Origin of the sequence: Deinococcus humi (genome assembly GCF_014201875.1) — a bacterium.
GTDB classification, from domain to species: Bacteria; Deinococcota; Deinococci; order Deinococcales; family Deinococcaceae; genus Deinococcus; species Deinococcus humi.
Window position 1 is genome coordinate 205,052 of sequence record NZ_JACHFL010000005.1, and the last position, 23,835, is coordinate 228,886.

Consider the following 23,835-nt stretch of genomic DNA (forward strand, 5'->3'; position numbering starts at 1 on the left):
ATAATTCTCATCGACTCACTTACGAGTTTCTGGAATCCTCTAATGTCGAAGCCAGAGAAACGAAGTGCAATACCTTATTGCTTTGTCGTGCCTTCGTTCCACTCTCTACTTAAGGAGGCCCCATGAACAGCAAATTGATTCGCAAGGCCGGCGCTCTGGCGTTGACCACCCTTCTGGCCCTCACTCCTGTTGCCGCTGCTCAGCAACAACCCGTCCTTTCTGGCACCACCAACGGACTCGCCTGGACTCTTTATGGCCCCGGTGACCTGGCCAATTTGAGCAACCAGTCCAATACACTCAAGGTTTCAGCCCATCCACAAGCCACCGTTGTCGGCACCAAATACGATAATCAGTCGGCCGTGCTGGCCTTCAGGGTCAACGTACCCCTGATGACGGTCTACATGTACCACGATGACCAACTGCGCGCCCAGGGATTTACCCGGACCTCGCAGAACATGGGAGACAACAACGCCCAGGCCGTGTACACCCGGAACGGCTCACAGGTCCGGCTGAATCTGATACGCCAGGGCAACAACAGCTACCGTGCCACCTTCGACTTGAGCGGCGTGCAGATGGCCATGGGCAATAACTCTGGCCAAGCCAACGCGGCGAACACCAATACGACTCCGGCGACTAACACAGCAACGGGAACAACGCCTGCCACAAACAACAGCACTAATACTGGCGCAACGAACCGTGTCTTGCCTATCACCGTTGTAGGCATTACCAAGTTCACGCCGGAGCAGAACACTGCTGCGGGCCGCAACGCTTTGGTCAGTGCCAAGGACTTTGCTGGTGTGCAGTACCTGCTCTATGGTCCAATTGAGTTGAACAGCCTGTCGAACAATGCGGGCACGGCCAGCTTTTCGATCCCGCAGGGCTCTACCCTGACAGAAACCGACATCAACGTGAACGGTGACCTGACGGCCCGTATTGCGGGCAGCAGTCTGAACTTGCAGCAGGTCATGGCCTTCTATGACCGCCAGTTCAAGACCCAGGGCTTCACGCTGGTCAATCCTACGGATACCGGCGCGGGGGGTGACTACGCACTCACCTACATCTACGAGCGTGGAGAAGGCAGCCGGGTGTCCTTCAGCGTGGAGAAAGAATTTGATACCTACCGTCTGGTGTGGGACTTCCAGCGTTCCTGATCTCACCTGTAAAGATCATTTGAACAAATGAAGAGCGGGTAGCCCATTGGGGCCACCCGCTCTTCTAGAGAGCACTATTGCTCGGCAAAAAAGTCGCGCACAGCTCTACCAAGACCTGATGTACTTCTGTCCCTCTGGAAGCTGCCCTGACCTGCGTCAGCCGCGAGCGTGAGCCCATTTCCGTTTTCCGTCGCTCCTGTCGTGCCTGCGCCAGCTCCCCCTTCATTCCGTCCATCCGGGCGGCAGATTTGACAGCCTTCAGGTCAGTGAGCACGGGCTTCCGGCTGCCATCTAAATCCGGGCGCACCGCACCGGTCTGTGACGGATACACTCGCCCCCATGCAATCACTGGTGGACGCGATTCGTGAGCAGGGCGTCATTCTGCCCGGCGGCTTTCTTAAGGTGGACGGGCTGGTCAACCACCAGTTGTTGCCTCGCCTGACCAGAGAAATGGGCCAGCGCTTCGCGGAACTGTTCGCGCCCTTAAAGCCCAACAAGGTGCTGACCATCGAGGTCAGCGGCATTGCCCCAGCCATCGCTACGGCAATGGAGCTGGACGTGCCCATGGTCTATGCCCGCAAGAAAAAGCCGCTGACCATGAAGGAGCCCGCCTTCACGGCTTCCTCGGTCAGCCGCACCAAGGGCGGCAACGTCGACCTGTTCATCAGCTCCGAATTCCTGGGACCGGATGACCGCGTGATCGTCATTGACGATTTTCTGGCTTCCGGGGGCACGCTGCGTGCCCTGAACGGGATGATCGAACTCAGTGGGGCCACGCTGCTGGGCCTGGGCTGCGTGGTGGAAAAACAGTTCGAGGCGGGCCGGGAGATGCTGGCCGATCTGGGCGTACCGATCCACACCCTCGCCAACATCGTCCGCATGAGTGAGGCCGAGGGAATCGTTGTGGAACCCGGCCGCTAGAGGGCGAAGATGAGGCCGCCTCAACCCTGCCCTCAGTCGACGGGGAGCGCGGCTCTTTAAGCTGGGACAAAGGACGTGCTCCCATGACCCAGCCTGGCCCCCGTTCCGCCCTGATTCCCGATCAAAGCGCCCGCGTCAACGTGGCGACGTACACCGATTACCTGGACGCCCAGCGCGCGGTGGACTATCTGAGCGACCAGAAATTCCCCGTCGAGCGCACAGCCATTATCGGCGAGGGCCTCAAGACGGTTGAGCAGGTCACGGGCCGTCTGGACTGGGGCCGCGCGGCCGGACTGGGCTTTGGACAGGGACTGTTCATCGGCCTGTTCGTGGGCTTGATCTTTAGCTTCCTGGGCCTGACCGGAGGCAACCTGCTGTTCTCCATCGCCTACGGCATGGTCCTGGGCGCCATTTTCGGGCTGGTCTGGGGCGTGGTTGGCTATGCCCTGAGCGGCGGGCGACGAGACTTCACCTCCATCGGCGGAATGAAGGCAGATCGTTACGCTGTCGTGGCCGACGCCGAGGTGGCCGAGCAGGCGCGGACGCTGCTGGCGAATCTGCCCGCCCGCTGAGCACGCAGGCAACGTCCGTTTGGATAGGATGCGCGGCATGACACAGCCCGGGATGGAATTGCAGGAATTGATTGCCGAGATGGAGCAGCGGCGCGGCAAGGTGGAGGCCGGCGGCGGCCAGGAGCGTCAGCAGAAGCAGCGTGACGGCGGCAAGTTGACCGCCCGTGAACGCATTGACGCGTTGCTTGACCCCGGCAGCTTTCTGGAAATGGGAACCTTCGTCGAACACCGGGGCGGCCGCCTGATGCAGGGGGTGGAGGCGCCCGGCGAGGGCGTCGTCACCGGACGCGGCACCATTGAGGGCCGGCAGGTCTTCGTGTTCAGCCAGGATTTCACCGTCTTGGGCGGCAGCTTAGGCAAAATGAACGCCGCCAAGGTTACCAAGATTATGGATCTGGCCGCCAAGACCGGCTGTCCGGTGATCGGCCTGAACGACTCGGCAGGGGCGCGCATTCAGGAAGGGGTGGATTCTCTGAGCGGATACGGCGAGATCTTCTACCGCAACGCCATCTATTCAGGAGCGGTGCCGCAGATCAGCGCCATCCTCGGCCCCTGCGCGGGCGGCGCGGTGTATTCCCCGGCGCTGACCGACTTTATTCTGATGAGCGGCGGCAGCAGCTACATGTTCATCACCGGCCCCGAGGTGATCAAGAGCGTGACGCGCGAGGACGTGACCTTCGACTCGCTGGGCGGCGCGGACGTGCACACCCGCAAGAGCGGCGTGGCCCACCTGGAATACGACGGCGACGAGGCGGTGCTGAGGGGCGTGCGTGACCTGCTGGGCTACCTGCCCCAGAACGCCCATGAACAGCCCCCGGTGCGCCAGACCAGTGACCCGGTGACCCGCCGCAACGACAAATTGCTGGACATCGTGGTCCCCGATCAGCGCAAGCCCTACGCCATGCATGCGGTCATTCACGAGCTGGTAGACGACAGCACCTTCCTGGAGATCCAGCCGAACTGGGCCAAGAACATAGTGGTGGGCTTCGCGCGGCTGGGCGGTCACAGCGTTGGCATCGTCGCCAACAACCCACGCGTGATGGCCGGAACGCTGAACATCGACGCTTCGGACAAGGCTGCCCGCTTTATCCGCACCTGTGACTGCTACAACGTCCCCGTGCTGACGCTGGTGGATGTGACCGGCTTCCTGCCGGGCGTGGCGCAGGAACATGCCGGGATCATCCGGCACGGTGCGAAGATGCTGTACGCCTACGCCGAGGCCACCGTTCCCAAGATCACCCTGATCACGCGCAAGAGCTACGGCGGCGCGTACCTCGCCATGAACAGCCGGGACATGGGGGCAGACGTGGTGTATGCCTGGCCCACCGCCGCCGTCGCCGTGATGGGCGCGGAGGGAGCCGCGAACATCGTCTACCGCCGGGAGATCAACGCCAGCGAGAATCCGGAAGCCACCCGCGCCGAGAAGATCGCCGACTACAAGGACGCCTTCGACAACCCCTACGTGGCCGCCAGCAAGGGCTACATCGACGACGTGATCCCCATGGAGGAGACCCGGGAGCGCCTGATCCTGACCTTTGCAATGCTGCGCGATAAGGTGGAGACCAGACCTTACAAGAAGCACGGGAACATGCCCCTGTAAGGGAACCTTCCATCAAGAAGGCGGCGACTCTGAATTCCGGAGTCGCCGCCTCTCTTCGTCGCCGCTAGCCTGCCTGCGGTTCCAGCTCTACCTTCAGCCAGCCGGGCTGGCGCTTGTCGAACGCCTCATACGAGCTGATGGCATCCTGCATCGTTTCCTGTTTGGTGATCACGCTGGTCGGATCGACCACGCCCGCCGCCACGAGTTCGACGAGGTGAGGGATGTAGACGCGGTGGTTGCAATTGCCCATCCGGACGGTCAGGTTCTTGTTCATCGCCTTGCCAATGGGATAGGTGTTCACCGAGGGTGAGTACACTCCGATAATGCCGATCTGCCCCGCCTTCTTGACCGCCTCGATGGCCCATTCCAGCACCTGCGTGGGCGCGTCACCCGGGACCCACTGGCCGTCCTTGGTCGGTTTGGCGTCGGGAGCGATCTGCTGCACCTCTTTCTCGAACTGCTGCTCCTGTTCCGCATCCGGCTCGGCTGGCCCGCCGTGGGCATGCTGGGCGTCAACGCCCACAGCGTCAATCACGCAGTCAGCGCCTACACCCCCGGTCAGGCGCTTGATGGCCTCGATGGGATCTTCTTCCTCGAAGTTGATGACCTCCGCGCCGTTCTTGCGGGCCATCTCCAGACGGCTTGGCACGCGGTCCACCGCGATCACGCGGGTGGCGCCCTGCAAACGGGCGCTGATGATGGCGAACTGCCCAACCGGACCGCAGCCGAAGACCACGACCACGCTGCCGTCATGGACCCCAGCCAGTTCCGCGCCGAAGTAGGCCGTGGGAAAGATGTCGGAGATCAGGATGGCCTGATCGTCCGAAACGTTGTCGGGCAGCCGCACTAAACTGGAATTCGCGTACAGGATGCGCGCCTTTTCTGCCTGGAGGCCATTGAGCGCCCCTGAATCCTTGGGACCGCCGTAAAACGCCGTCCCTGCCGAGGGACCATTCGGGTTGGCGTTATCGCACTGCGCCGTGTTGCCCTCGCGGCAAGGCGGACAGTAGCCGCACGACACGGTAGAGGGGATGACGACCCTGTCACCGGGCGCGAAGTTGCGCACGTCATCGCCGACCTGTTCCACCACGCCCACCGCCTCATGGCCCAGGATGGTGCCGGGGACCATGCCGCTCATGGTGCCGCGAATAAAGTGCAGGTCCGTCCCGCAGATTGCGCTGGCGGTCAGACGCACGATGGCGTCCGTCGGCTCCTGAATCTGCGGTTCAGGAACGTCGTCCAGTCGAATATCGCCTATGCCGTGCCATACCACTGCTTTCATTTTTGCTCGCTCCTTTCCGGTGGGTTCCATCTCTACCGGTCCAAGACAGCAGCCCGCGCCGGGCCAACTTGGGGAGTATGCGCTGAGGGACAATCAGGGCGGAAAACAATTTGCTCACTCTGGATTGAGTCGTCCTGATGCAAACATTAAGCGCCAAGTCATGAACAGACAGTCAAGGGCCTCTCCCTTCCCGTCTGGCACGTCTTCCGGGCATTCCAGCGTGTCCCGCCTGACAGAGCGCGGCGCAGCGCGGGCCTAGGGTGGCCGACATGACCTCATCCGACGCCAGCAAAAAGATCCTCGTCGTCATGTCCAGCGATTCCGAATTGCCCTTGCAGGACGGTAAGACGCACGCCACTGGCTTCTACCTGAATGAATTTGGCGTGCCCGCGCACCGCCTGGTGGAGGCGGGTCACACACTGATCATTTCCACCCCACGCGGCAACCGTCCCCCGCTGGATGCGGGCAGCGACAGCAAGGACTATTTCAAGGACGAGGCGGAGTATGGGCAGATCAAGGGATTTGTCGACGACATCCTGTCAGGCGAGATCGTGCCACTGGCCGACGCCGTGACCAATCTGGACGCCTTCGACGCCGTGTTCCTGCCCGGCGGCCACGCTCCCATGATCGAGCTGATGCACAATCACGACCTGGGCCATGCCCTGAGACACTTTCACGAACGTTCCCTCCCCACCGCGCTGATCTGCCACGCACCCGTGGCCCTGCTGGCCGCGCAGCCCGCCGCCGGAGCCTACCAGCGGGCACTGGAAGCGGGCGAGACGCCCGTAGCCCAGGATTTTGCCTACAGCGGCTACCGTGCCACCGTCTTCAGCACGCCTGAGGAAAAGGACACGGAGGCCAGTTTTGACGCCCCCCTGCTGTACTATCCCGCCGACGCCCTGAGTGCCGCAGGCATGACCGTGCAGAATGCCGAGAAGTGGACGAGCAACGTGGTCCGCGACCGCGAACTGATCACCGGACAGAACCCCATGAGCGACGAGGAATTCGTCAGCATGTTTCTGCAGGCGCTGTCGGAAACACCCGCGAGGGACTGAGGCTCACCCCTCCCTAGCGCCAACTATTCCCGGACGGCTCAGCGGAGAATGATCGTCATCTCCGCCGGGCTGGCCGTAAAACCTAGTGACCCGTAGAGGGAACGCGCTTCAGCGGTGGTTCCCACGGACAGCCGCGTAATTCCACGTTCACGCGCAACGTCCGTACAGCGGCCTACCAACTCGCGGGCCAGCCCTTGCCGCCGATAGTCGGGATGCGTCCAGACGTTGACGATGCGCCCCCGCCAGGGCTGTGAATCGCCGCGAGTTGGCCCCCATTCCAGCAGGGTTAGACCTGCTCCAGCGATGACCTTCTCGCCGTCCAGCGCGAGAAAGCCCAGATAAAAGCCACGATTGATTGCTCCCTCCACCCATTCGGCATAGACAGGACGCTCGGCATCGTCTGCTGCCAATGGGAAACGGTGACAGGCGAGAGTGGGAGCGTCACTGGGCCAGACCGGGCGAATCACGTGTTCCCCGGGGCTTCCGGATGGTGCTGGCGGTAGGCGCGCAGGGTGCCGTCCATGAAAGCCACGTACAGCGTGCCGCCAGCCGCCAGTGGAGTGGCCTGAACCCCTGTCGACTCTTGCCGGGTCCAGCGCACCGCACCGTCGCGCACGTCCAGGGCGCACAGTTGCCCGCTCTCCGAGGCCAGGAAGACCAGACCTGCGCTGACCACCGGACTGGCGGTGACGCGGCCCGACATACGGTGCGCCCACACGTCCTCGCCGTCGTGCAGGCGCAGGGCGCGCACGGTGCCGTCCCAGCCCGCCAGGATGGCCAGACCGGCATTACCGGTTCCGCTATAGGTCACGGCAGGCGAGGCCCAGACCTCGTCCTCCAGATCGTAGGTCCAAAGGATCGCCTCGTCCTCGGCCAGCGCCACCCGGCCCGTCGCGGCGCTCAGGGCCAGGGCGTGGACCTCGCCCTCCCAGGTCGCCACCACCAGCGTCGCCTCACCTGAGGTGCCAGGAAGCAGCGCGGGAGTGCCGTGGACCGTGCCGACCTCCACCTTCCACAGCGGGCTGCCGCTGCGGGCGTCCAGGGCGTGCAGCCAGCCGTTCTCGTCGCAGACCAGCGCGGCCCCGGCCCACACCAGTGGGCTGGCGGCCACCGGGCCGTCGGTGCGGTAGGCCCAGGCCAGTTCCCCGGTGCGGGCACTCAGGGCGTGCAGATGGCCGTCGCGGCTGGACGCCAGCACCCGCCCGGCCCACAGCGTCGGCGCCCCGGTCAGCTCGGCACGGGCCTGATGCCGCCAGACCTCCGCGCCGCCCTGCAGTTCCACGCGGCGCAGGGTGCCGTCCCACGCGCCGAAGAAGATATGCCCGCCCTGAAAGGCCGCCGGGGCCGTCACCTCGTCGCGGGCCGCGTAAGTGGCGAAGGGCCGCCCAGAAGCGTGGGTCAGCACCAGCTGGCCGCCACGCGTGCCCACGGCCACCAGATCGCCCTCCCCCACCACGGCGGCGGGCCAGGTGACCTCGCCGGGCAGCGGCACGCTCCAGGCCTCCTTCAGGTGTGAAACGCGGGCCGGGCCGTCGGGATGTTCCCCGGTGCGGGTGCGTCCGCCACGGTACTGGCCGCGCGCGTGGCCGGTCCAGATGTCACGGCGGGCCAGCGCCCACAGGTGCGAGAGAGCCGCGCCGGACTCGGGACGGTCCTCGGGCTTCTTGGACAGCAGCGCCAGCAGCACACGCGCCACCGCGTCGGGAATGGCCGGGTTCAGGTCACGCGGATCGGTGATGGTCTCGTAGACATGCTGGAACAGCACGCTCTGATCGCTGTCGCCCACAAAGGGGGGACTCCCGCAGGCCACCCGGTATAGCACCGCTCCCAGCGCGTACAGGTCGCTTAGCGGTCCCACACCGATTCCCTTGGCCTGCTCTGGGGCCATGTAGGCGGGGGTGCCCAGCGTCAGACCGCTGCGGGTCAGCTGGCGGGTGTGGTCTGACAGGGCCACCAGCCCGAAGTCCATGATGCGCGGCAGCCACGCCTCGTCCAGCAGGACGTTGCCAGGGGTCAGGTCGCGGTGGATGATGCCGCGCGAGTGGATGAAATGCAGCGCCCGCGAGGCGAAGCTGGCCGCCGTGACAAAGCGGGCCAGCGAGGTAGGGGCGTCCTCCAGCGGTCCCAGCACCGTGATCGGTCCGCCGGTCATCAGCGGCATGGTGAAGAAGGGACGCCCGTCGCTGGGATCCACCCCCAGGTCCAGCACCGGCACGATGCCCGGATGGGTCAGCCGGGCCAGGGTGCGGACCTCGCGCAGGAAACGCTGTTTGTCGGAATCGGGAACGTGGGCGTGCATCACCTTGACGGCCACGTCGCGGTCCAGCAGCGAGTCGTGGGCGCGGAACACCAGCGCGCTGCCGCCCTCGCCCAGCGGGGAACGCAGGTCATAACGACCTGCCAGGCGCGTGCCCACCTCTAACGGCATAGAGCCGGAGTCTACCGTCTGGATGGGGGGACAGTCCGGATGTGTTTCGGGCCTGATCGTTCCGTCCTACCCCATGCTTCCTCAGTCCGCAGCCAGCTGGCCCGGCGTCAGCGGCTCGCGCAGCAGGCGGCCAAAGCCCTCCTGGCCGTGCTTCCTGATCCAGCCCTGGACCAGATCGCTGCCCACGGCGTAGGTAAAGATGTACGCCCGGAACTGCGGCTGCCCGATGAAGCGCAGGGTCTGGCGGGCGCGTTCCGGGGTGGCGAGGGCGTAGCGCATCAGGAAATCCAGCACCTCACTCTGCGCGCGGCCCTCGCCGTGCAGCATCAGCGCCGCCGTGCCGCTCACGTTCTTGAAGCCTTTCTGGGCCTGCGTCACGTCCAGAAAGGCGCGCACGTCTTCTCCGTCCAGGCCTGCCAGGGCGGCCAGTTCACCGCCGAGCCACTCGCGCACCTCTGCCTCGTCCATCACCGCGTCCAGCGCATTGGTGGCAATTCCCTCGGAGACGGCACACTCGGGAGCGTTCATCAGCTGGATGCTGTGTTCCAGCCAGCCGTTCTCTCGCACCAGCAGGGCTTCCTTGGTCGAATGTTCGGTGTGGTGGCCAGGATAGCCCTCGTGGGCCAGCAGGTCGGGTAGGCCCGTCAACGGCACGGGCAGATCGGTGTTGATGTCGATGCGACTTTTCAGATTGCCCAGCGGCCAGTTATACCCGCCCCACGGCTTGTCGGACACCAGCGAGATGCTGAAATCCTCGCCCTCCGGCAGGCCAAAGCGGTTCTGGGTGCGCTGCCGGAGTTCGGCCAGAATCGGTCCCGCGACGCGCAGCAGGTCATCTTTCGGCACGATCACCTTCCGGCGCAGGGTCTCGATACGTTCGGCGAGCGGCCCGCTTCCCGGAACCGCCGTTTCCAGCACGTCCAGGGCAGCGTCCAGTTCGCTCCGGTCCGCGCGCACCGGGTCGATGTCGTAGAGCCCGCGCACCTCCTGTTCGTAGGGGATGGCCCCGCCGCCGATAAGGCGGGTCATGGTCTGCATGGCCGACACCTGCACCCGCAGGAACTCGCGCCGTGCAGGTTCGGTGACGGTCTGCACGTCCGAGAGCAACGTCTCGGCCTCGGCCTGAAGTTCGGCAGGCTCGCGGCGGGTCCGGTCTGCCCACTCCTGCGGCCCGCCGTACCCGTCCACGAAACCTTCCGAGTGAACGTCGATGGCGTGGGCCAGCCGGATGTAGCGCTCTGCAATGTCCATGAGTGAAAAGATAGACGCTCCCTTCCCTCGCGCCTAATCAACCCCCGTCCGTCATCTCAATCCCCCACGAACACGGCCCGCTGGTAGGTGCCGTCGGCCTGCACGGCGGGCAGGCCCGCCTCCGAGACCTTTTTAAGCCGCTCCAGGGCGAGTGCCACCGTCGGTCCCTCGCCGTACATCCTCACGGCGTCTTGGGTGAGCAGCAGTTCCAGCCCGCGCTGAGGGGGTTCCTCTCCAGCCCGCGCGGCGCGGAAGAGGAGGCCCCCAGGCATCTCACGCACCGTGACCGCCACCCCCGCAGGAAAACCGGCGAGTTCCACCTGCTTTGCAAAGTCCATGGACCCAGCATAAATCGCAGTTCCGTAATCGCAGTTCCGTCCACAAAGCCCCGCGCCAGACCCACTATCCTCGGGGCCCATGACCCTGTTTGACCCTCCTGCCTCGCTGGCCGAACGCCTGCGCCCGCGCACCGTTGCCGAGGTGGTGGGCCAGACGCACCTGCTGGGACCGGGCAAGCCGCTGTCGCGCGTGCTGGCGTCGGGGCGCCTGGGGTCACTGATCCTGTGGGGACCGCCCGGCGTGGGCAAGACCACGCTGGCGCGGCTGCTGGCCGGGGAGGTGGGCGCGCACTTTATTCCTCTGTCAGCAGTCTCGGCAGGCGTCAAGGACGTGCGCGAGGCCACCGCTGAGACTGAACGCCTGCGGGGACGCGGACAGAAGACCATCCTGTTTCTGGACGAGATCCACCGCTTCAACAAGGCCCAGCAGGACGCGCTGCTGCCGCATGTGGAGTCGGGGCTCCTGACCCTGATCGGGGCCACCACCGAAAACCCGTCGTTCGAGGTCAATCCAGCCCTGCGCTCGCGTGCGCGGACGCTGGTGCTGGAAGCGCTGACCCAGCAGGAGGTGCGCGGACTGCTGGAGCGGGCGCTGCGTGATCCGCGAGGGCTGCCAGGGACGGAGGCCACGGACGAGGCGCTGGACCTCCTCTCCCGACTGGCCGACGGCGACGCCCGCCGCGCCCTGAGCACGCTGGAGGTCGCCAGCACCCTGGCCAACCCGGTGACCCCGGAGGCCGTCACCGAGGCGTTTGGCCGCCACCTGCCGCAGATGGACAAGAACGGCGAGGACTTCTACAACCTGATCTCCGCGCTGCACAAGTCGGTGCGCGGCAGCCACGTGGACGGCGCGCTGTACTGGCTGGCCCGTATGCTGGAGGGCGGCGCAGACGGGCTGTACGTGGCCCGCCGCATTGTGCGCATGGCCGCCGAGGACATCGGTCTGGCAGACCCGCAGGCGCTGCGGCTCGCCATTGCCGCCCGCGACACCGCCGAATTTCTGGGCAGTCCCGAGGGCGATCTGGCGCTGGCACAGGCGGTGGTGTACCTGGCGCTGGCTCCCAAGAGCAACAGCGTGTATACGGCCTGGAAACGGGCGATAGACGCTGTGCGCGAGGGCGAGACGCTCCCTGTACCCCTTCACCTCCGCAATGCGCCCACCGCGCTGATGCGCCAGCAGGGCTACGGCCAGGGTTATGCCTACTACTTCGACGATCCGGCGGGCAGTTTCGAGCAGCATTACCTGCCGGATGGGGTTCAGCTTGAGCTGTACCGGCCCGCAGGCGAGGGCTGGGAGGCGCGGGTGGCGGAACGCTGGCGCAAGCTGCAAGACGCGCACGACGGGGCCGAAGGGACACAGGCCTCCGAGGTCATTGACACCCCGCCCGCACCCGTCTAGGATGTGTGGGCCTGTGAGCTGTGCGGAGCAGGCCGAAACGGTGGGTTTAGCTCAGTTGGTTAGAGCGCCGCTCTGTGGAAGCGGAGGCCGGGGGTTCAAGTCCCCTAATCCACCCCACTCCTTTCCGGCTCTTTCGCCTCCACGGGCCAGAGTCGGATTTCTTTTTGAGCTTTTGGTTGGGTGGCACCTGCGGGGATGGCGGAACTGGTAGACGCACTAGACTTAGGATCTAGTATCCATAGGATGTGAGGGTTCAAGTCCCTTTCCTCGCACCACAGGCACAGCAGTGGCAAGGCAGCGCGGCGGTTTTTCCCACATGGGAAGGCCGCCGCGCTGCCTTGGCTGCCGGCAGATGAGGGGAGTGGCAACCGGCATGGGTGTACGGTGGGGGTCAAAACGCACTATGATGCTGGGCGGCATGTCGCGTGTGTGCAGGACCCATAGATCCGGGCAGCGCCACCGATACGGCAAAAAATCAAAGCTGGAATGCGCCCCTGGCGGTGGTCCCCACTGGACTGCTTGCCGTGCGGGACAGCGAACGGGAGAAATGACGTGGCAGAACTAATCAGCAGACAGGGCAACAAGGTGGAGTTCAAGGTTTCCGTTCCCGCCTCCGAAGTAAACCGTGCATATGACCAGGTGTGGTCCGGCCTCGCCCGCGACGTGCGTGTCCCCGGTTTCCGCCCCGGCAAGGCCCCCCGCAAGGTCATCGAGGGCCGCGTGGGCAAGGGCTACGTGGAACAGGAAGTGCGCGACCGCCTGCTCCAGTCCCACTACAGCAAGGCTGCTCAGGAGCTGAAGCTGAGCCTGGTGGACGCCAACATAGACCCCCAGCCGGTGGTCAGCGGCCAGCCTTTCGAGTTCACGGTCACGGGCGAGACCTACCCCGAGGTCAAGCTGGCCGACTGGAGCGGCCTGACCCTCAGCGCCGAGTCTCCTGAAATCACCGACGACGTGATGGAACGCACCCTGGGCGACCTGCAGGAGCGCAACGCCACCTTCGAGGAAGCGGACCGTCCCATCGAGGCCAGCGATCAGGTGACCGTGGAGGAGCAGGGCGAGGACGGCGGGACCTACCCCATCTACCTGGACGTCGCCGAGGCCCACGTGCGCGAAGCGCTGCTGGGCAAGAACAAGGGCGACACCGTGGAGATCACGGTGCCCGCGCACCAGCACGGCGACCACGAGCACCCCGAGCACAGCGTCACGGTGGTCATCAAGGACGTCAAGGTCAAGAAGACCCAGGCACTGAACGACGAGTTCGCCAAGAGCCTGAACTTCGACAGCCTGGAACGCCTGCGCACGGACCTGAAGGCCGAGCTGGAACGCCGCGCCGCGCAGGAGGGCGAGACCGCCCGCCGCGAGGAGTTCGTGGCCCACCTGACCGAAAACATGGACGCCGAGATTCCGCAGGCGTTGCTGGACCGCCGCCGCGACGCCATGCTCGAGGAGATCAAGGACGATCTGGGCCGCCAGGGCGTCAAGTGGGGCGAGTACGAGAGCTTCATGCAGGAACAGGGCAAGCTCGACGAGTTCATGGCCGATCTGTCCAGGAACGCCGAGAGCCGCGTCAAGCGTGATCTGGCCCTGGAAAAGCTGGCCGAGGACCTGAAGGTGCAGGTCAGCGACGCCGAGTTCAACCAGACCATGAACGCCTTGGCCCAGGCCAACAGCATGACGCCACAGGACCTGAGCAAGCAGCTGGGGCCGGACGGCATCAACACCTACTACGCCAGCCTGATGCGCGAGAAGGGCCTGCAGCAGGCCATGGCGCAGCTGAGCAAACCCGCACAGGCCGAGCAGGAAGGGGAAGAGCAGCAGGAGGCAGTCGCGCCTGAAGTGCAGGATGGGGAAGCCCAGACCGAAGCCGAGCAGCCCCAGACCGAACAGGCTGGAAGCGAGCAGGGCGAAGGCGAGAACAAGACCGAGTAAAACGTAAAGTTGAGCAGGGGCGCATCCTTTAGGTGCGCCTCTTTTCTGCTGCTTGACGGCGCACCCATTGTGTCCCTCAACGCTGAACTCAATTCATTGAACGCTCGTTCAAAGAATGCTACCGTGACGGCCATGAGTGCCCCCACCATCCGTCCCAGCATCGGCATCACCGCCCTGGGCAGCCACGCGCCCGAGCGCATCGTGACCAACGCGGATTTCGAGGCGTACATGGACACCAACGCCGAGTGGATCGAGTCGCGCACCGGCATTCGTCAGCGGCACTTTGCGGCGGCCGACGAGTACACCTCTGATATGGGCGTGGGCGCGGTGCGCGACATGCTCTCGCGTGACCCGGACGCCCTGAAGGACGTGGATGCGGTGATCTGTGCCACAGTCAGCCCAGACGCGCTGATGCCGTCCACGGCCGCGCTGATTGCCATGCAGGTGGGGCTGGCGGGGGCGGCGGCCTTCGATCTTTCCACCGCCTGCAGCGGCTTCGTGTACGCCCTGAGCGTGGCGTCTGGCCTGATCCAGTCCGGCGCGGCGCGGCGCGTGCTGGTGGTGGGGGCCGAGGTCCTGAGCAAGATCGTGGACCAGCAGGACCGGGGCACGGCCATCCTGTTCGGCGACGGCGCGGGCGCGGCGGTGGTGGGGCCGGTGCCGGGGGGACTGGGCTTCCAGGAGTTCATCATGGGCGCGGACGGCGCGGGCGGACCGAGCCTGTACCTGCGTTGCGTGGCTCCGACTTTGCCCGGCGGCTTCGAGATGGGTGAGAGCGTCGGCATGAACGGGCGCGAGGTTTTCAAATTCGCCGTGCGCGTGCTGGGCGACAGCGGCCAGAAGGCACTGCAAAAGAGCGGCCTGACCAGCGCCGATGTGGACTGGGTGATTCCGCACCAGGCCAACGTGCGAATCATCGAGGCCGCTGTGGAGCGCTTCGGCATCCCCATGAGCAAGACGGTGGTCAACCTGGACCGTTACGGCAACACCTCCAGCGCCACCGTGCCGCTCGCGCTGCGCGAGGCGATTGACGACGGGCGCGTTCAGGACGGCCAGCAACTGCTGCTGATTGCGTTTGGCGGCGGCCTGAGCTGGGTGGCCGGAACCATGAAGTGGTGGGGCGGCGCCCCCAGCCTGAAAGCGAAGGTGGCGCCTGCACTGTCGGAAGTGGGCGCTTGAGCTCCCGGATCGCCGCCCTCTTTCCCGGCCAGGGATCGCACGCCGTGGGCATGGGGATGGAGCTGACCACGGCCTTCCCAGTGGCCGAAGCTGTGTACGCCGAGGCCGAGAACACCCTGCCGGGCCTGCGCGCCCTCATCGAAACCGGCCCCATTGAAGACCTGACCCTGACGGCCAATCAGCAGCCCGCGCTGGTGGCGGCAGGTGTGGCCGCCTACCGCGCCTGGCAGGAAAAAACGGGGCTGACGCCAATGGTGGCGGCCGGCCATTCCCTGGGCGAATACAGCGCCCTGGTGGCCTCTGGAGTGCTGTCCCTGGCGGACGCCCTGCGCCTGACCCGCAAACGCGGCACGCTGATGCAGCAGGCGGTTGCGCCCGGCGACGGGGCCATGAGCGCCATCATGGGTGATCCTGCAGTGGTGGCAGAGGTCTGCGGGAACATGGAGGGCGTGCAGCCCGCCAACTTTAACGCCCCCACGCAGACGGTGATCAGCGGAACGGCGGCGGCGGTGTCGGCGGCCAGCGCCGAGTTGAAAGCTCGCGGCCTGAAAGCCATTCCCCTCAAGGTCAGCGCCCCCTTTCACTGCGCGTTGATGGCCCCGGCGGCGGCTGGCCTGTCGCCCGATCTGCAGGCGGCGACATATAGCCCCTTTACCTTCCCGGTGGTGGCGAACGTGACGGCGGAGCTGAACGACGATCCCCTGCGCGTTCCAGACCTGCTGGAACGCCAGATCACGGGCGCGGTGCAGTGGGTGGAAACCATCCAGACACTGGCGGGGCTGGGCGTGGACACCTTCGTCGAGTTCGGCCCGGGCAAGGTACTGACTGGACTGGTGGGGCGCATCGTGCCGGGCGCGAGGACCGTCAACGTGGGCACCGCGGCGGACGTGGAAGCCTTCGAACCGTGACCGCTGAGGCTGAACCCGTTTCCCGTGACAACCTGCTCAGGGCGTTTGCCAGCGCAGCCGACGAGATTGGTGGCTTTTTCGCTGGCTTGGACGCAACGGCATTCACGGCGGGCGACACCGAGCATTGGTCTCCAGCACATCACGTCGATCATCTGATCCTCTCCAACGGGCCGGTGGTGGGCGGACTACGTGTGGCGCGTGGGCGACTCCTGCCCCTGCCAGCGCAGCATCCTCCCCGAACCTACGCCGAGATTCGCGGGGCGTACCGCGCTGGCCTCGCCGCCGGAGCCAGGGCCTCCGGGCGCTGGCTGCCGCAGCCGGAAGGAACGCAACTTCAACTAGCAGAGCGGTACGCCTCGTCCTTGCGTGCTGTCCACGAAACGCTCGGCGACTGGACGGACCCCGAACTGGACGCCTGGGCCATGCCCCATCCGGTCCTGGGCGTCCTGTCAGTGCGCGAAATGCTGTACTTCACGCTGTATCACAACTGGCACCACGCGGACGGCGTGCGGGCTGCACAGGAGCAACTATGACTGAGATACCCAGCCAGAACCCCGCCCGCAAAGTTGCCCTCGTCACCGGCAGCAGCCGGGGCCTGGGCCGCGCGATGGCCCTCAAGCTGGCCGCTGAGGGCTTTGACCTCGCTGTCCACTATGGACGCAACGCCGCCGAGGCGCAGAAGGTGGCCGATGAAGCCCGTGCCCACGGCGTCCGCGCCGAGGTATTTGGGGCCGATCTGACCACGCCCAGCAATGCCGGTAAGCTCGTCGAGGACGTCATCAAGGGGCTGGGCCGTCTGGATGTGCTGGTGAACAACGCCGGAATCACGCGCGACGGGCTGGCCATCCGCATGAAGGACGAGGACTGGGACGCCGTGCTCCAGACCAACCTGTCGAGCGCCTTCTCCGCGTGCCGGGCGGCCATCAAGCACATGATGCGCGCCCGCTCCGGCCGCATTGTCAACATCGCCAGCGTGGTGGGCCTGACGGGCAATCCGGGACAGGCCAACTATGTCGCCAGCAAGGCCGGGCTGATCGGGCTGACCAAGGCGCTGGCCAAGGAATACGGCGGGCGCGGCATCACAGTCAACGCGGTGGCCCCCGGTTTTATCGAGTCGGATATGACCGCCACGCTGGCCGAGGGCGTGCAGCAGGGCTACCTGTCGGACATTCCGCTGGCCCGCTTCGGCCAGCCGGAAGAAGTCGCTGCGCTCGTGGCGTTCCTGGCCTCCGACGGGGCCGGGTACATCACCGGGCAGACCATCGGGGTGGACGGTGGGCTTAATCCCCATTGAGGGACGATGCCGGAGTGGGGCGAAGCTGGCCCTCAGCCCGGTTACACCCCGTTCAACAACGTAGCCCCTCACACCCTGCCCGTGTAGACTGGCGCAGACTTCAAGGATAGGAGGAACAAACATGGCGACTTTTGATGACGTGAAAGATGTGATTGTGGACAAGCTGGGTGTGGATGCAGACAAGGTGAGCCCCGAGGCCCGCTTCGTGGAAGACCTGGGTGCAGACAGCCTGGAAACGGTGGAACTGATCATGGGTCTGGAAGACAAGTTCGGCGTGACCATCAGCGATGAGGACGCCGAAACCATCCGCACCGTGCAGGCCGCCGTCGACTACATCGAGGGCAAGCAGTAAACGCGCCTGTCCCGGGCCGTGCGTGAAGCGGGGCCGGGGCAGTGAATAGAGACGGGGCGCGGCACAGACCGTGACCCCCTCTTTTCTCTGGAAGGGAGGGAAGGACACATGGGCGTTTCAGGACTGAAACGGGTGGTGATTACAGGGCTGGGGCCGGTGACGCCCATCGGCTGGGGGGCGGCGGACTACGCCGAGGCGCAGCGGGCGGGCCGCAGCGGTATTGGCCCGATCACGCATTTCGATGCCTCCGACACCGCCAGCAAGATTGCGGGTGAGGTCAAGGGCAGTTTCGACGACTACATCGACCCGCGCGAAGCCCGCAAGCTGGACCGCTACGTGCAACTGGCCCTAACGGCCGCCGAACTCGCCACGCGCGACAGCGGCCTGAGCGCTGAGGAACTGAGCGGTGAGCGCGTCGGTACGGTGGTGGGCAGCGGCATCGGTGGGGTCAAGACCTTCGAGGATCAGGCCGGGGTGCTGCACGAGCGCGGTCCGGGGCGCATCAGCCCGATGTTCATCCCCATGATGATCGCCAACATGGCCACCGGGCACGTTGCCATGAGGTTCGGCGCGACGGGGCCCAGCAGCACCGTGGTCACCGCCTGCGCCACCGGCACCGGCTCGATTGGCGACGCCGCCCGCTACATCCAACTGGATCTGGCCGACGTGATGATCGCTGGAGGCACCGAGGCCGCCGTGACCCGCATCGCCGTGGGCGGCTTTTCCAACATGAAAGCGCTGTCCACCCGCAACGACTCGCCCGAAACCGCGAGCCGACCGTTTTCGGCCACCCGTGACGGCTTCGTGCTGGGTGAGGGCGCGGGCATCGTGATTCTCGAGGAGTACGAGAAGGCCAAGGCGCGCGGGGCCACCATCTATGCCGAGATCGTCGGCTACGGCACAAGCGCCGACGCCCACCACATCACCATGCCCGCACCGGAAGGCCGCGGCGCGCAGGTGGCGATGAGGATGGCACTGAACACGGCGGGGGTCAATCCCGAACAGGTGGGCTACATCAATGCCCACGGCACCAGCACGCATTTCAACGATCTGTACGAAACCCAGGGCATCAAGCACGTGTTCGGCGATCACGCCAGGAAGCTGGCGATCAGCTCCACCAAATCCATGACTGGGCATCTGCTGGGCGCGGCGGGGGCCATCGAGGCGATTGCCGTGGCGCAGGCGCTGAAAGACGGCATTCTGCCCCCCACCATCAACCTGACCGATCCCGATCCCGCGCTGGATCTGGACTACATCCCCGAGGGTGCGCGGGAAAAACAGGTGGACTACGTGCTGAGCAACTCGTTCGCCTTCGGTGGGCAGAACGCGGCCCTGCTGTTCAAACGGGTCTGACCGTTTCGCCCCGTCACCGTTGAGGGCGCGGCAGTCACAGGGCAGGTGGTCACCTGTTGCTGGCCTGGACTCGCCGTCCCTCCACGAAATATCAAGCTGAATGCCGGGTCCAGGACGTCAATCGGTGCTTTAATGCCCTGATCATCGCCTGAATGGCCCGGTCTATCTTTTGCAGATCAGCCGAGGTCCCCTACAAATCCCTGCCCCCAGCCAAAGGAGCCAGCCCTGTGTCCCGCGATAAATCGTCCGCCATGCTGACCCAAGCCCCGCCTGCCAAGGCCAAGCGCCGCCGCAAGAAGCCGGAGCCGGAAGGGCTGGGCGAAACGCGCACGCACAGCACGGTGGCCAACGCCGAAAGCCGTTACCTGAACCGCGAATTGTCGTGGCTGGCTTTCAACGAACGCGTGCTGGCCGAGGCGCGTGACGTGCGAAATCCGCCCCTGGAGCGGCTTAAATACGCCGCCATCTGCGGCAGCAACCTTGATGAGTTCTTTATGGTGCGCGTCGCCGGCATTCACCGCCAGATCGCGGCGGGGGTGAACACGCCGGGGCTGGACGGCCTGTTGCCGCGCGAGACGCTGGCGCTGGTGCGCGAACGCACCCAGGGCATGCTGCGTGAGATCGAGAAGACGACGCGCAAGATCCTCAAGCTGCTGATCGACGAGGGCGTGAAGCTGATGCGCGTGGCGGATCTGGGCAAACGCGCCCGCGCCAGCCTGCGCGAACATTACCTGGCCGAGATTCAGCCGGTGCTGACGCCGCTGGTGGTGGATCCCAGCCACCCCTTTCCGTACCTGAGCAACCTCAGCCTGAATCTGGCGATCCTGCTGCGCGGCGGGGGAAACGACGACACCGATTTCGCGCGCGTGAAGGTGCCGGTGGGCGTGCTGCCACGGGTGGTGGTGATCGGCGACGCTCTGCTGATGCTGGAGGACGTGATCGCCGCGCACATCGGCGAGTTGTTCAAGGGCCGCGAGGTCCTGGCCGCCCACGTCTTCCGCGTCACCCGCAACACCGACTACGAGTTCGAGGAGGAGGAAGCAGAAGACCTGCTCGCCACCATTGAGGACGGGCTGCGCCGCCGCCGCTTCGGCTCGGCGGTGCGGCTGGAAGTGGTGCGCGAGACGCCGATCAAGCTGGTGACGTTCCTGCAGGAGCGCCTGCGGCTGGCCCCCGAGGACATCTTCCTGCTTGAAGGGCCATTGGGCACCGCCGATCTGATGGGCCTGCCCGTGGAGCGGCCCGATCTGTCCTTTCCGCCCTACGCCCCCGCCGTGCCCGATCTGGACGGAGAGGAGGAGGACGGCATCTTCGACACGCTGCGGCAGGGCGACGTGCTGCTTCACCATCCGTACGACGGCTTCGCCAATATCCTGGACTTTATCGAGGAGGCCAGCCGTGACCCGCAGGTGCTGGCGATCAAGCAGACGTTGTACCGCACCGGGGATGACCCACGGTTGCTGGCCGCGCTGCGGGCGGCCGCCGAGAACGGCAAGCAGGTGGTGGCCCTGATTGAACTCAAGGCCAGGTTCGACGAGCAGCGCAACATTTCCTGGGCCAGGAAGCTGGAACGCGCCGGGGCGCATGTGGTGTATGGCATGGCGGGCCTGAAGACCCACGCCAAGGTGACGCTGGTGGTCCGCCGGGAAGAGGGTGGCCTGCGCCGTTACGTGCACATCGGGACCGGCAACTACAACCCCAAGACCGCGCGCCTGTACACCGATCTGAGCCTCTTGACCGCAGATCCCGAAATCGGCATGGACGTGGCCGAGCTGTTCAACCACCTGACCGGCTACGCCGAGGCCGAGTACACCCACCTGCTGGTGGCCCCTGACACTGCACGCACGGGCCTGGAAGCCCTGCTGGAGCGCGAGGCCAACCATGCCCGGGCGGGCTTTGAGGCCTGGGCGCAGATCAAGGTCAATTCGCTGACCGATCCGGCCATGATTGAGGCGCTGTACGGGGCGGCAGCGGCGGGCGTCCGCATCGATCTGATCATCCGGGGCGTGTGCTGCCTGCGCCCCGGCGTGCCCGGCCTGTCTGAGACCGTGCGCGTTCGCAGCCTGCTGGGGCGCTACCTGGAACACGCCCGCGTGTACGCCTTCGGCAATGCCGGAGACGCGGAGGTCTATTTTGGCAGCGCCGACTGGATGAGCCGCAATCTGGACCGCCGGGTGGAGGTGATCGCCCCGGTGCTCGATGACGCGCACCGTGCCCAGTTCCTGAACATTCTGAACACTGAATGGACCGATCAGCGCGGCTCCTGGGAGCTGTGTCTGGACGGTGAGTACGAGAAGCTGCCCGGCGACGAGAGTGCGCAGGCACTGTTCGCCTCCGCGCGGCACCCGGTCTAGCGCTGGGGCACCTGCGGGTCTAAGATGGGGCGAAGCCACAGTTCAGCTGTCTGTCAGACCTCCGTCCTGCCGCAGCCTTGCCCTCCCCCGTCCCAGGAGATCCCCATGCGTTCACTGTTGCTGCCTGCCGCCCTGCTGTCCCTCACGCTGATGGCCTGTGGCCAGACCACGCCCGGTCCTGCCACGTCTGCCGGTGTCGACGCCTACGCTGAGCGCCCCGAGTTGCAGGACGCGGGCAGCCAGGCCATTCTGCAGAGGTACGGCAACGATCCTGGCCTATTGGAAGCCTTGCAGGAAGCCTACGGCGAGCGGCCCACCGACCTGAGCCTACCCACGGTTCCGGCCATTACGGGCCTGGACGTGGCGAGTGACCGGCTGGCGTACATCAAACGCACCGGCTGGGGCAGTGTGGGCAACTACAACAGCCAGTACGCGGCCTACGCGGGCACAGGTCTTCCGTATGCCGGGCTGGACTGGAGCCGCGACGGCTGCAGCGCCCCCTCGGGCCTGGGGCTGGGCTACCGTGAGGACTTCCGGCCCGCCTGCAACGTCCACGACTTCGGTTACCGCAATCTGAAGGTCTACCAGCGCACCGACAGCAACCGCAGCACCACCGACAGCGCGTTCTACACCAATATGAAGGCCATCTGCGCGGCCAAGAGCTGGTACAAGCGCCCGGCCTGCTACAGCGCCGCCTTCGCGTACTACGAGGCGGTCAGGATCGGCGGCAGCGACAGCTTCTGAGCTGAAGAAATCTGGCTGAAGGACACTGCCCACGTCGTTCTGCGTGGGCAGTGTCCTTTCCTCAGGCCAGGGGTCGGCTCAACGCTCCGGCGGCACGAACGGCCACGCTACGTCCCCGGCCAGATCATTGTCTTCCAGGCCGTCCCAATCGTGCGGATAGATCTCGCGTGGACTGAGCGCGCCGCATGCGCCGTGTGCTCCAGCGTAAGCGCTGGTGGCGTCATAGGCGTCCAGAATGCCAGGAAAGTCGAATTGCGCTTTGCTCAGGGTGACGAAGGCTTCATGGTGGGCGGGTTCCTCACGCAGGGTCAGGCCACCCGTGGGCCTCAGGGGACCGCCGTAGGGCACGCAGACCTCCACCGGGCCGTCGTTGTCGGCGTTGACCTGGCCGTGATAGACGACGAAGGGAACGCCCTCCACGCTCGCCCCCTCCGCCATGATCTGCTGGGGCAGCTCTTTCAGTTGCCGCTCGATGTAGGAGGAAAGTTCATCCACCCGCAGGCGCCGGGTCACGGTGGCGACCTGCTGGGCAGGAACGAAGCGCTGCTGGACATGGAAGTGCTGGGTCATGCTGGGTTCTCCTTTGAGACTGCGGAGGATGTAGCGGGCCAGGTCACGCTGCCGCGTGTGCTGGGCCTCGGCCTGTGTCCAGTGGCCCCAGATCAGCTCGATCTGCTGCCCCTGTTGGGCCTCTAGCACGGTGCGAATGTCGTTCAGGGACAGCCCGAGCTGTCGCAGCAGGCCGATCAGACGAGCCTGCGGCAGTTGCCGGGCCGAGTAATAGCGGTAGCCGCTGCTCTCATCCACCCGTTCGGGCGGCAACAGGCCAAGTTCGTCGTACAGACGCAGGGCTTTAAGGCTCAGGCGCGAGGCGCTGGCAAAGGCGCTGATGGTCATGGCTGGAGTTGTGGTCATGGCACTGGCCTCCGGAGGTGCCCCCAGCATGGGGGCTGCCCCTGGGGCCGAGTCAAGAGAGGGTGCTGGGGGCTAGTCTGTCCAGCATGACGCCGCTGCTTTTAGGCCACCGGGGAACGCCACGACTGCATCTGGAAAACACCATGCGAGGGTTTCAGGCCGCCCTGGACGCCGGTCTGGACGGCGTGGAGCTGGACGTGCGGCGCCTGAAGGACGGCACGCTGGTCATCCACCACGACCCCGCCTTGAAAGATGGCCGCGCCCTGCCGGAACTGGTGGCCGCCGAACTGCCTGAGGACGTCCCCACGCTGGAGAAGGTGTTGAGCTGGGCCGCGGACACCGGCGCGTACCTGAACGTGGAGATCAAATACGAGCAGGCGTGGCCGGATGACCGGGTGGCCCGTACCCTGGACGCCATCCGCGCGCACGGCCTGGGTCAGGGGGTGATCGTCAGCAGCTTCAATCCCCTCCTGCTGGCCGCCGCCCGCAGGCACGCGCCGGAAATCGAGCGGGGCTTCCTGTATCACCGCACTTACACCTTCGGGCCGTTGGACCTCGTGCCGCTGGTGTTGCGCGGGCTGGGGGCCGCCGCCGCGCACCCGCACCACACGCTGATCGACGCTGACCTGATGGCCCAGGCGCGGGCCGGAGGCTGGCGGGTCAACACCTGGACGGTTAACAATCCCGCCGAGGTCATCCGCTTGCAGGCACTGGGGGTGGCGGCGCTGATCGGTGACCTGCCGGAGGTGCTGCTCGTCTCACGCTGAGCTGCCGTCCGGGACCACTGGTCACGCGGAGCGGCTTGAC

22 protein-coding genes and 2 tRNA genes are annotated in these 23,835 nt (G+C 65.6%); 18 read left to right on the forward strand and 6 right to left on the reverse strand.

Features of this window, described 5'->3' with window-relative positions:
- The first annotated feature begins 122 nt into the window (after positions 1–122).
- The 4 genes from HNQ08_RS11860 (at position 123) to HNQ08_RS11875 (ending at position 4,244) form a co-directional block, all read left to right on the forward strand.
- Positions 123–1,151 (forward strand): hypothetical protein, encoded by a 1,029-nt coding sequence (locus HNQ08_RS11860; RefSeq protein WP_184132024.1) that lies wholly within the window; start codon positions 123–125, stop codon positions 1,149–1,151.
- 339 nt (positions 1,152–1,490) lie between these two features.
- Positions 1,491–2,072, forward strand: coding sequence for a xanthine phosphoribosyltransferase (gene xpt, locus HNQ08_RS11865; RefSeq protein WP_184132026.1), 582 nt, complete (start codon positions 1,491–1,493; stop codon positions 2,070–2,072).
- A gap of 83 nt (positions 2,073–2,155) precedes the next feature.
- Entirely contained in the window at positions 2,156–2,644 is a 489-nt protein-coding gene (locus tag HNQ08_RS11870) for a YflT domain-containing protein (RefSeq protein WP_184132029.1), read from the forward strand.
- Positions 2,645–2,681: 37 nt separating this feature from the next.
- Positions 2,682–4,244, forward strand: coding sequence for an acyl-CoA carboxylase subunit beta (locus tag HNQ08_RS11875; RefSeq protein WP_184132032.1), 1,563 nt, complete (start codon positions 2,682–2,684; stop codon positions 4,242–4,244).
- A 64-nt stretch (positions 4,245–4,308) separates the two neighbouring features.
- Here the strand turns inward: HNQ08_RS11875 and HNQ08_RS11880 are convergent, their stop codons facing one another.
- Complete coding sequence (locus tag HNQ08_RS11880) at positions 4,309–5,526, reverse strand: zinc-dependent alcohol dehydrogenase (RefSeq protein ID WP_184132035.1); 1,218 nt, start codon at positions 5,524–5,526, stop codon at positions 4,309–4,311.
- A 269-nt stretch (positions 5,527–5,795) separates the two neighbouring features.
- On the opposite strand from HNQ08_RS11880, the gene HNQ08_RS11885 reads away from it, so the two are divergent.
- Complete coding sequence (locus HNQ08_RS11885) at positions 5,796–6,581, forward strand: type 1 glutamine amidotransferase domain-containing protein (RefSeq protein WP_184132038.1); 786 nt, start codon at positions 5,796–5,798, stop codon at positions 6,579–6,581.
- Positions 6,582–6,619: 38 nt separating this feature from the next.
- On the opposite strand, the gene HNQ08_RS11890 is transcribed toward HNQ08_RS11885, so the two are convergent.
- From HNQ08_RS11890 to HNQ08_RS11905, 4 genes are all read right to left on the reverse strand, one after another.
- A complete protein-coding gene (locus HNQ08_RS11890; RefSeq protein ID WP_221284142.1) occupies positions 6,620–6,991 on the reverse strand; it encodes a GNAT family N-acetyltransferase in 372 nt (123 codons plus the stop codon).
- Between the two features lie 53 nt (positions 6,992–7,044).
- Positions 7,045–9,009, reverse strand: a complete 1,965-nt coding sequence (locus HNQ08_RS11895; RefSeq protein ID WP_184132045.1) for a serine/threonine-protein kinase — start codon at positions 9,007–9,009, stop codon at positions 7,045–7,047.
- An 81-nt stretch (positions 9,010–9,090) separates the two neighbouring features.
- A complete protein-coding gene (locus HNQ08_RS11900; protein ID WP_184132048.1) occupies positions 9,091–10,260 on the reverse strand; it encodes a DUF885 domain-containing protein in 1,170 nt (389 codons plus the stop codon).
- A 56-nt stretch (positions 10,261–10,316) separates the two neighbouring features.
- A complete protein-coding gene (locus HNQ08_RS11905; protein ID WP_184132051.1) occupies positions 10,317–10,598 on the reverse strand; it encodes a hypothetical protein in 282 nt (93 codons plus the stop codon).
- A 79-nt stretch (positions 10,599–10,677) separates the two neighbouring features.
- On the opposite strand from HNQ08_RS11905, the gene HNQ08_RS11910 reads away from it, so the two are divergent.
- The 12 genes from HNQ08_RS11910 (at position 10,678) to HNQ08_RS11965 (ending at position 22,113) form a co-directional block, all read left to right on the forward strand.
- Positions 10,678–11,997, forward strand: coding sequence for a replication-associated recombination protein A (locus HNQ08_RS11910; RefSeq protein WP_184132054.1), 1,320 nt, complete (start codon positions 10,678–10,680; stop codon positions 11,995–11,997).
- 40 nt (positions 11,998–12,037) lie between these two features.
- Positions 12,038–12,114 (forward strand) — tRNA-His (locus HNQ08_RS11915).
- A gap of 72 nt (positions 12,115–12,186) precedes the next feature.
- Positions 12,187–12,272: transfer RNA gene (locus tag HNQ08_RS11920), tRNA-Leu, on the forward strand.
- Between the two features lie 277 nt (positions 12,273–12,549).
- Positions 12,550–13,929 carry a trigger factor gene (gene tig, locus HNQ08_RS11925; protein WP_184132057.1) on the forward strand — a complete coding sequence of 460 codons (1,380 nt, stop codon included), beginning with the start codon at positions 12,550–12,552 and terminating at the stop codon, positions 13,927–13,929.
- Positions 13,930–14,061: 132 nt separating this feature from the next.
- A complete protein-coding gene (locus HNQ08_RS11930) occupies positions 14,062–15,108 on the forward strand; it encodes a beta-ketoacyl-ACP synthase III (protein WP_184132060.1) in 1,047 nt (348 codons plus the stop codon).
- Positions 15,105–16,016, forward strand: a complete 912-nt coding sequence (fabD, locus tag HNQ08_RS11935) for an ACP S-malonyltransferase (protein ID WP_184132064.1) — start codon at positions 15,105–15,107, stop codon at positions 16,014–16,016. The genes HNQ08_RS11930 and fabD overlap by 4 nt, the downstream gene beginning before the upstream one ends.
- Entirely contained in the window at positions 16,013–16,549 is a 537-nt protein-coding gene (locus HNQ08_RS11940) for a DinB family protein (RefSeq protein WP_184132067.1), read from the forward strand. The genes fabD and HNQ08_RS11940 overlap by 4 nt, the downstream gene beginning before the upstream one ends.
- Positions 16,546–17,310 carry a 3-oxoacyl-[acyl-carrier-protein] reductase gene (gene fabG / locus HNQ08_RS11945; protein ID WP_184132069.1) on the forward strand — a complete coding sequence of 255 codons (765 nt, stop codon included), beginning with the start codon at positions 16,546–16,548 and terminating at the stop codon, positions 17,308–17,310. The genes HNQ08_RS11940 and fabG overlap by 4 nt, the downstream gene beginning before the upstream one ends.
- Before the next feature lie 121 nt (positions 17,311–17,431).
- Positions 17,432–17,662 carry an acyl carrier protein gene (gene acpP / locus HNQ08_RS11950; protein ID WP_184132073.1) on the forward strand — a complete coding sequence of 77 codons (231 nt, stop codon included), beginning with the start codon at positions 17,432–17,434 and terminating at the stop codon, positions 17,660–17,662.
- Positions 17,663–17,770: 108 nt separating this feature from the next.
- Positions 17,771–19,015 (forward strand): beta-ketoacyl-ACP synthase II, encoded by a 1,245-nt coding sequence (gene fabF, locus HNQ08_RS11955; RefSeq protein ID WP_184132076.1) that lies wholly within the window; start codon positions 17,771–17,773, stop codon positions 19,013–19,015.
- 251 nt (positions 19,016–19,266) lie between these two features.
- Positions 19,267–21,369, forward strand: coding sequence for a polyphosphate kinase 1 (ppk1, locus tag HNQ08_RS11960; RefSeq protein WP_184132475.1), 2,103 nt, complete (start codon positions 19,267–19,269; stop codon positions 21,367–21,369).
- Between the two features lie 105 nt (positions 21,370–21,474).
- Entirely contained in the window at positions 21,475–22,113 is a 639-nt protein-coding gene (locus HNQ08_RS11965) for a phospholipase A2 (protein ID WP_184132079.1), read from the forward strand.
- A gap of 78 nt (positions 22,114–22,191) precedes the next feature.
- Here HNQ08_RS11965 and HNQ08_RS11970 read toward each other — a convergent pair whose 3' ends face one another.
- Complete coding sequence (locus HNQ08_RS11970) at positions 22,192–23,028, reverse strand: MerR family transcriptional regulator (protein WP_184132081.1); 837 nt, start codon at positions 23,026–23,028, stop codon at positions 22,192–22,194.
- Between the two features lie 86 nt (positions 23,029–23,114).
- Between HNQ08_RS11970 and HNQ08_RS11975 the strand changes: the two genes are divergently transcribed.
- Positions 23,115–23,795: a glycerophosphodiester phosphodiesterase gene (locus HNQ08_RS11975; protein ID WP_184132084.1), complete on the forward strand. Its 681-nt coding sequence runs from the start codon at positions 23,115–23,117 to the stop codon at positions 23,793–23,795.
- Positions 23,796–23,835: the final 40 nt, after the last annotated feature.

Excerpts from the sequence above, each read along its gene's own strand:
- HNQ08_RS11860 (WP_184132024.1), top strand. The coding sequence starts at position 123 with ATGAACAGCAAATTGATTCGCAAGGCCGGCGCTCTGGCGTTGACCACC.
- xpt (WP_184132026.1), top strand. The coding sequence starts at position 1,491 with ATGCAATCACTGGTGGACGCGATTCGTGAGCAGGGCGTCATTCTGCCC.
- HNQ08_RS11870 (WP_184132029.1), top strand. The coding sequence starts at position 2,156 with ATGACCCAGCCTGGCCCCCGTTCCGCCCTGATTCCCGATCAAAGCGCC.
- HNQ08_RS11875 (WP_184132032.1), top strand. The coding sequence starts at position 2,682 with ATGACACAGCCCGGGATGGAATTGCAGGAATTGATTGCCGAGATGGAG.
- HNQ08_RS11880 (WP_184132035.1), bottom strand. The coding sequence starts at position 5,526 with ATGAAAGCAGTGGTATGGCACGGCATAGGCGATATTCGACTGGACGAC.
- HNQ08_RS11885 (WP_184132038.1), top strand. The coding sequence starts at position 5,796 with ATGACCTCATCCGACGCCAGCAAAAAGATCCTCGTCGTCATGTCCAGC.
- HNQ08_RS11895 (WP_184132045.1), bottom strand. The coding sequence starts at position 9,009 with ATGCCGTTAGAGGTGGGCACGCGCCTGGCAGGTCGTTATGACCTGCGT.
- HNQ08_RS11900 (WP_184132048.1), bottom strand. The coding sequence starts at position 10,260 with ATGGACATTGCAGAGCGCTACATCCGGCTGGCCCACGCCATCGACGTT.
- HNQ08_RS11905 (WP_184132051.1), bottom strand. The coding sequence starts at position 10,598 with ATGGACTTTGCAAAGCAGGTGGAACTCGCCGGTTTTCCTGCGGGGGTG.
- HNQ08_RS11910 (WP_184132054.1), top strand. The coding sequence starts at position 10,678 with ATGACCCTGTTTGACCCTCCTGCCTCGCTGGCCGAACGCCTGCGCCCG.
- HNQ08_RS11930 (WP_184132060.1), top strand. The coding sequence starts at position 14,062 with ATGAGTGCCCCCACCATCCGTCCCAGCATCGGCATCACCGCCCTGGGC.
- fabG (WP_184132069.1), top strand. The coding sequence starts at position 16,546 with ATGACTGAGATACCCAGCCAGAACCCCGCCCGCAAAGTTGCCCTCGTC.
- acpP (WP_184132073.1), top strand. The coding sequence starts at position 17,432 with ATGGCGACTTTTGATGACGTGAAAGATGTGATTGTGGACAAGCTGGGT.
- fabF (WP_184132076.1), top strand. The coding sequence starts at position 17,771 with ATGGGCGTTTCAGGACTGAAACGGGTGGTGATTACAGGGCTGGGGCCG.
- ppk1 (WP_184132475.1), top strand. The coding sequence starts at position 19,267 with ATGCTGACCCAAGCCCCGCCTGCCAAGGCCAAGCGCCGCCGCAAGAAG.
- HNQ08_RS11965 (WP_184132079.1), top strand. The coding sequence starts at position 21,475 with ATGCGTTCACTGTTGCTGCCTGCCGCCCTGCTGTCCCTCACGCTGATG.
- HNQ08_RS11970 (WP_184132081.1), bottom strand. The coding sequence starts at position 23,028 with ATGACCACAACTCCAGCCATGACCATCAGCGCCTTTGCCAGCGCCTCG.
- HNQ08_RS11975 (WP_184132084.1), top strand. The coding sequence starts at position 23,115 with ATGACGCCGCTGCTTTTAGGCCACCGGGGAACGCCACGACTGCATCTG.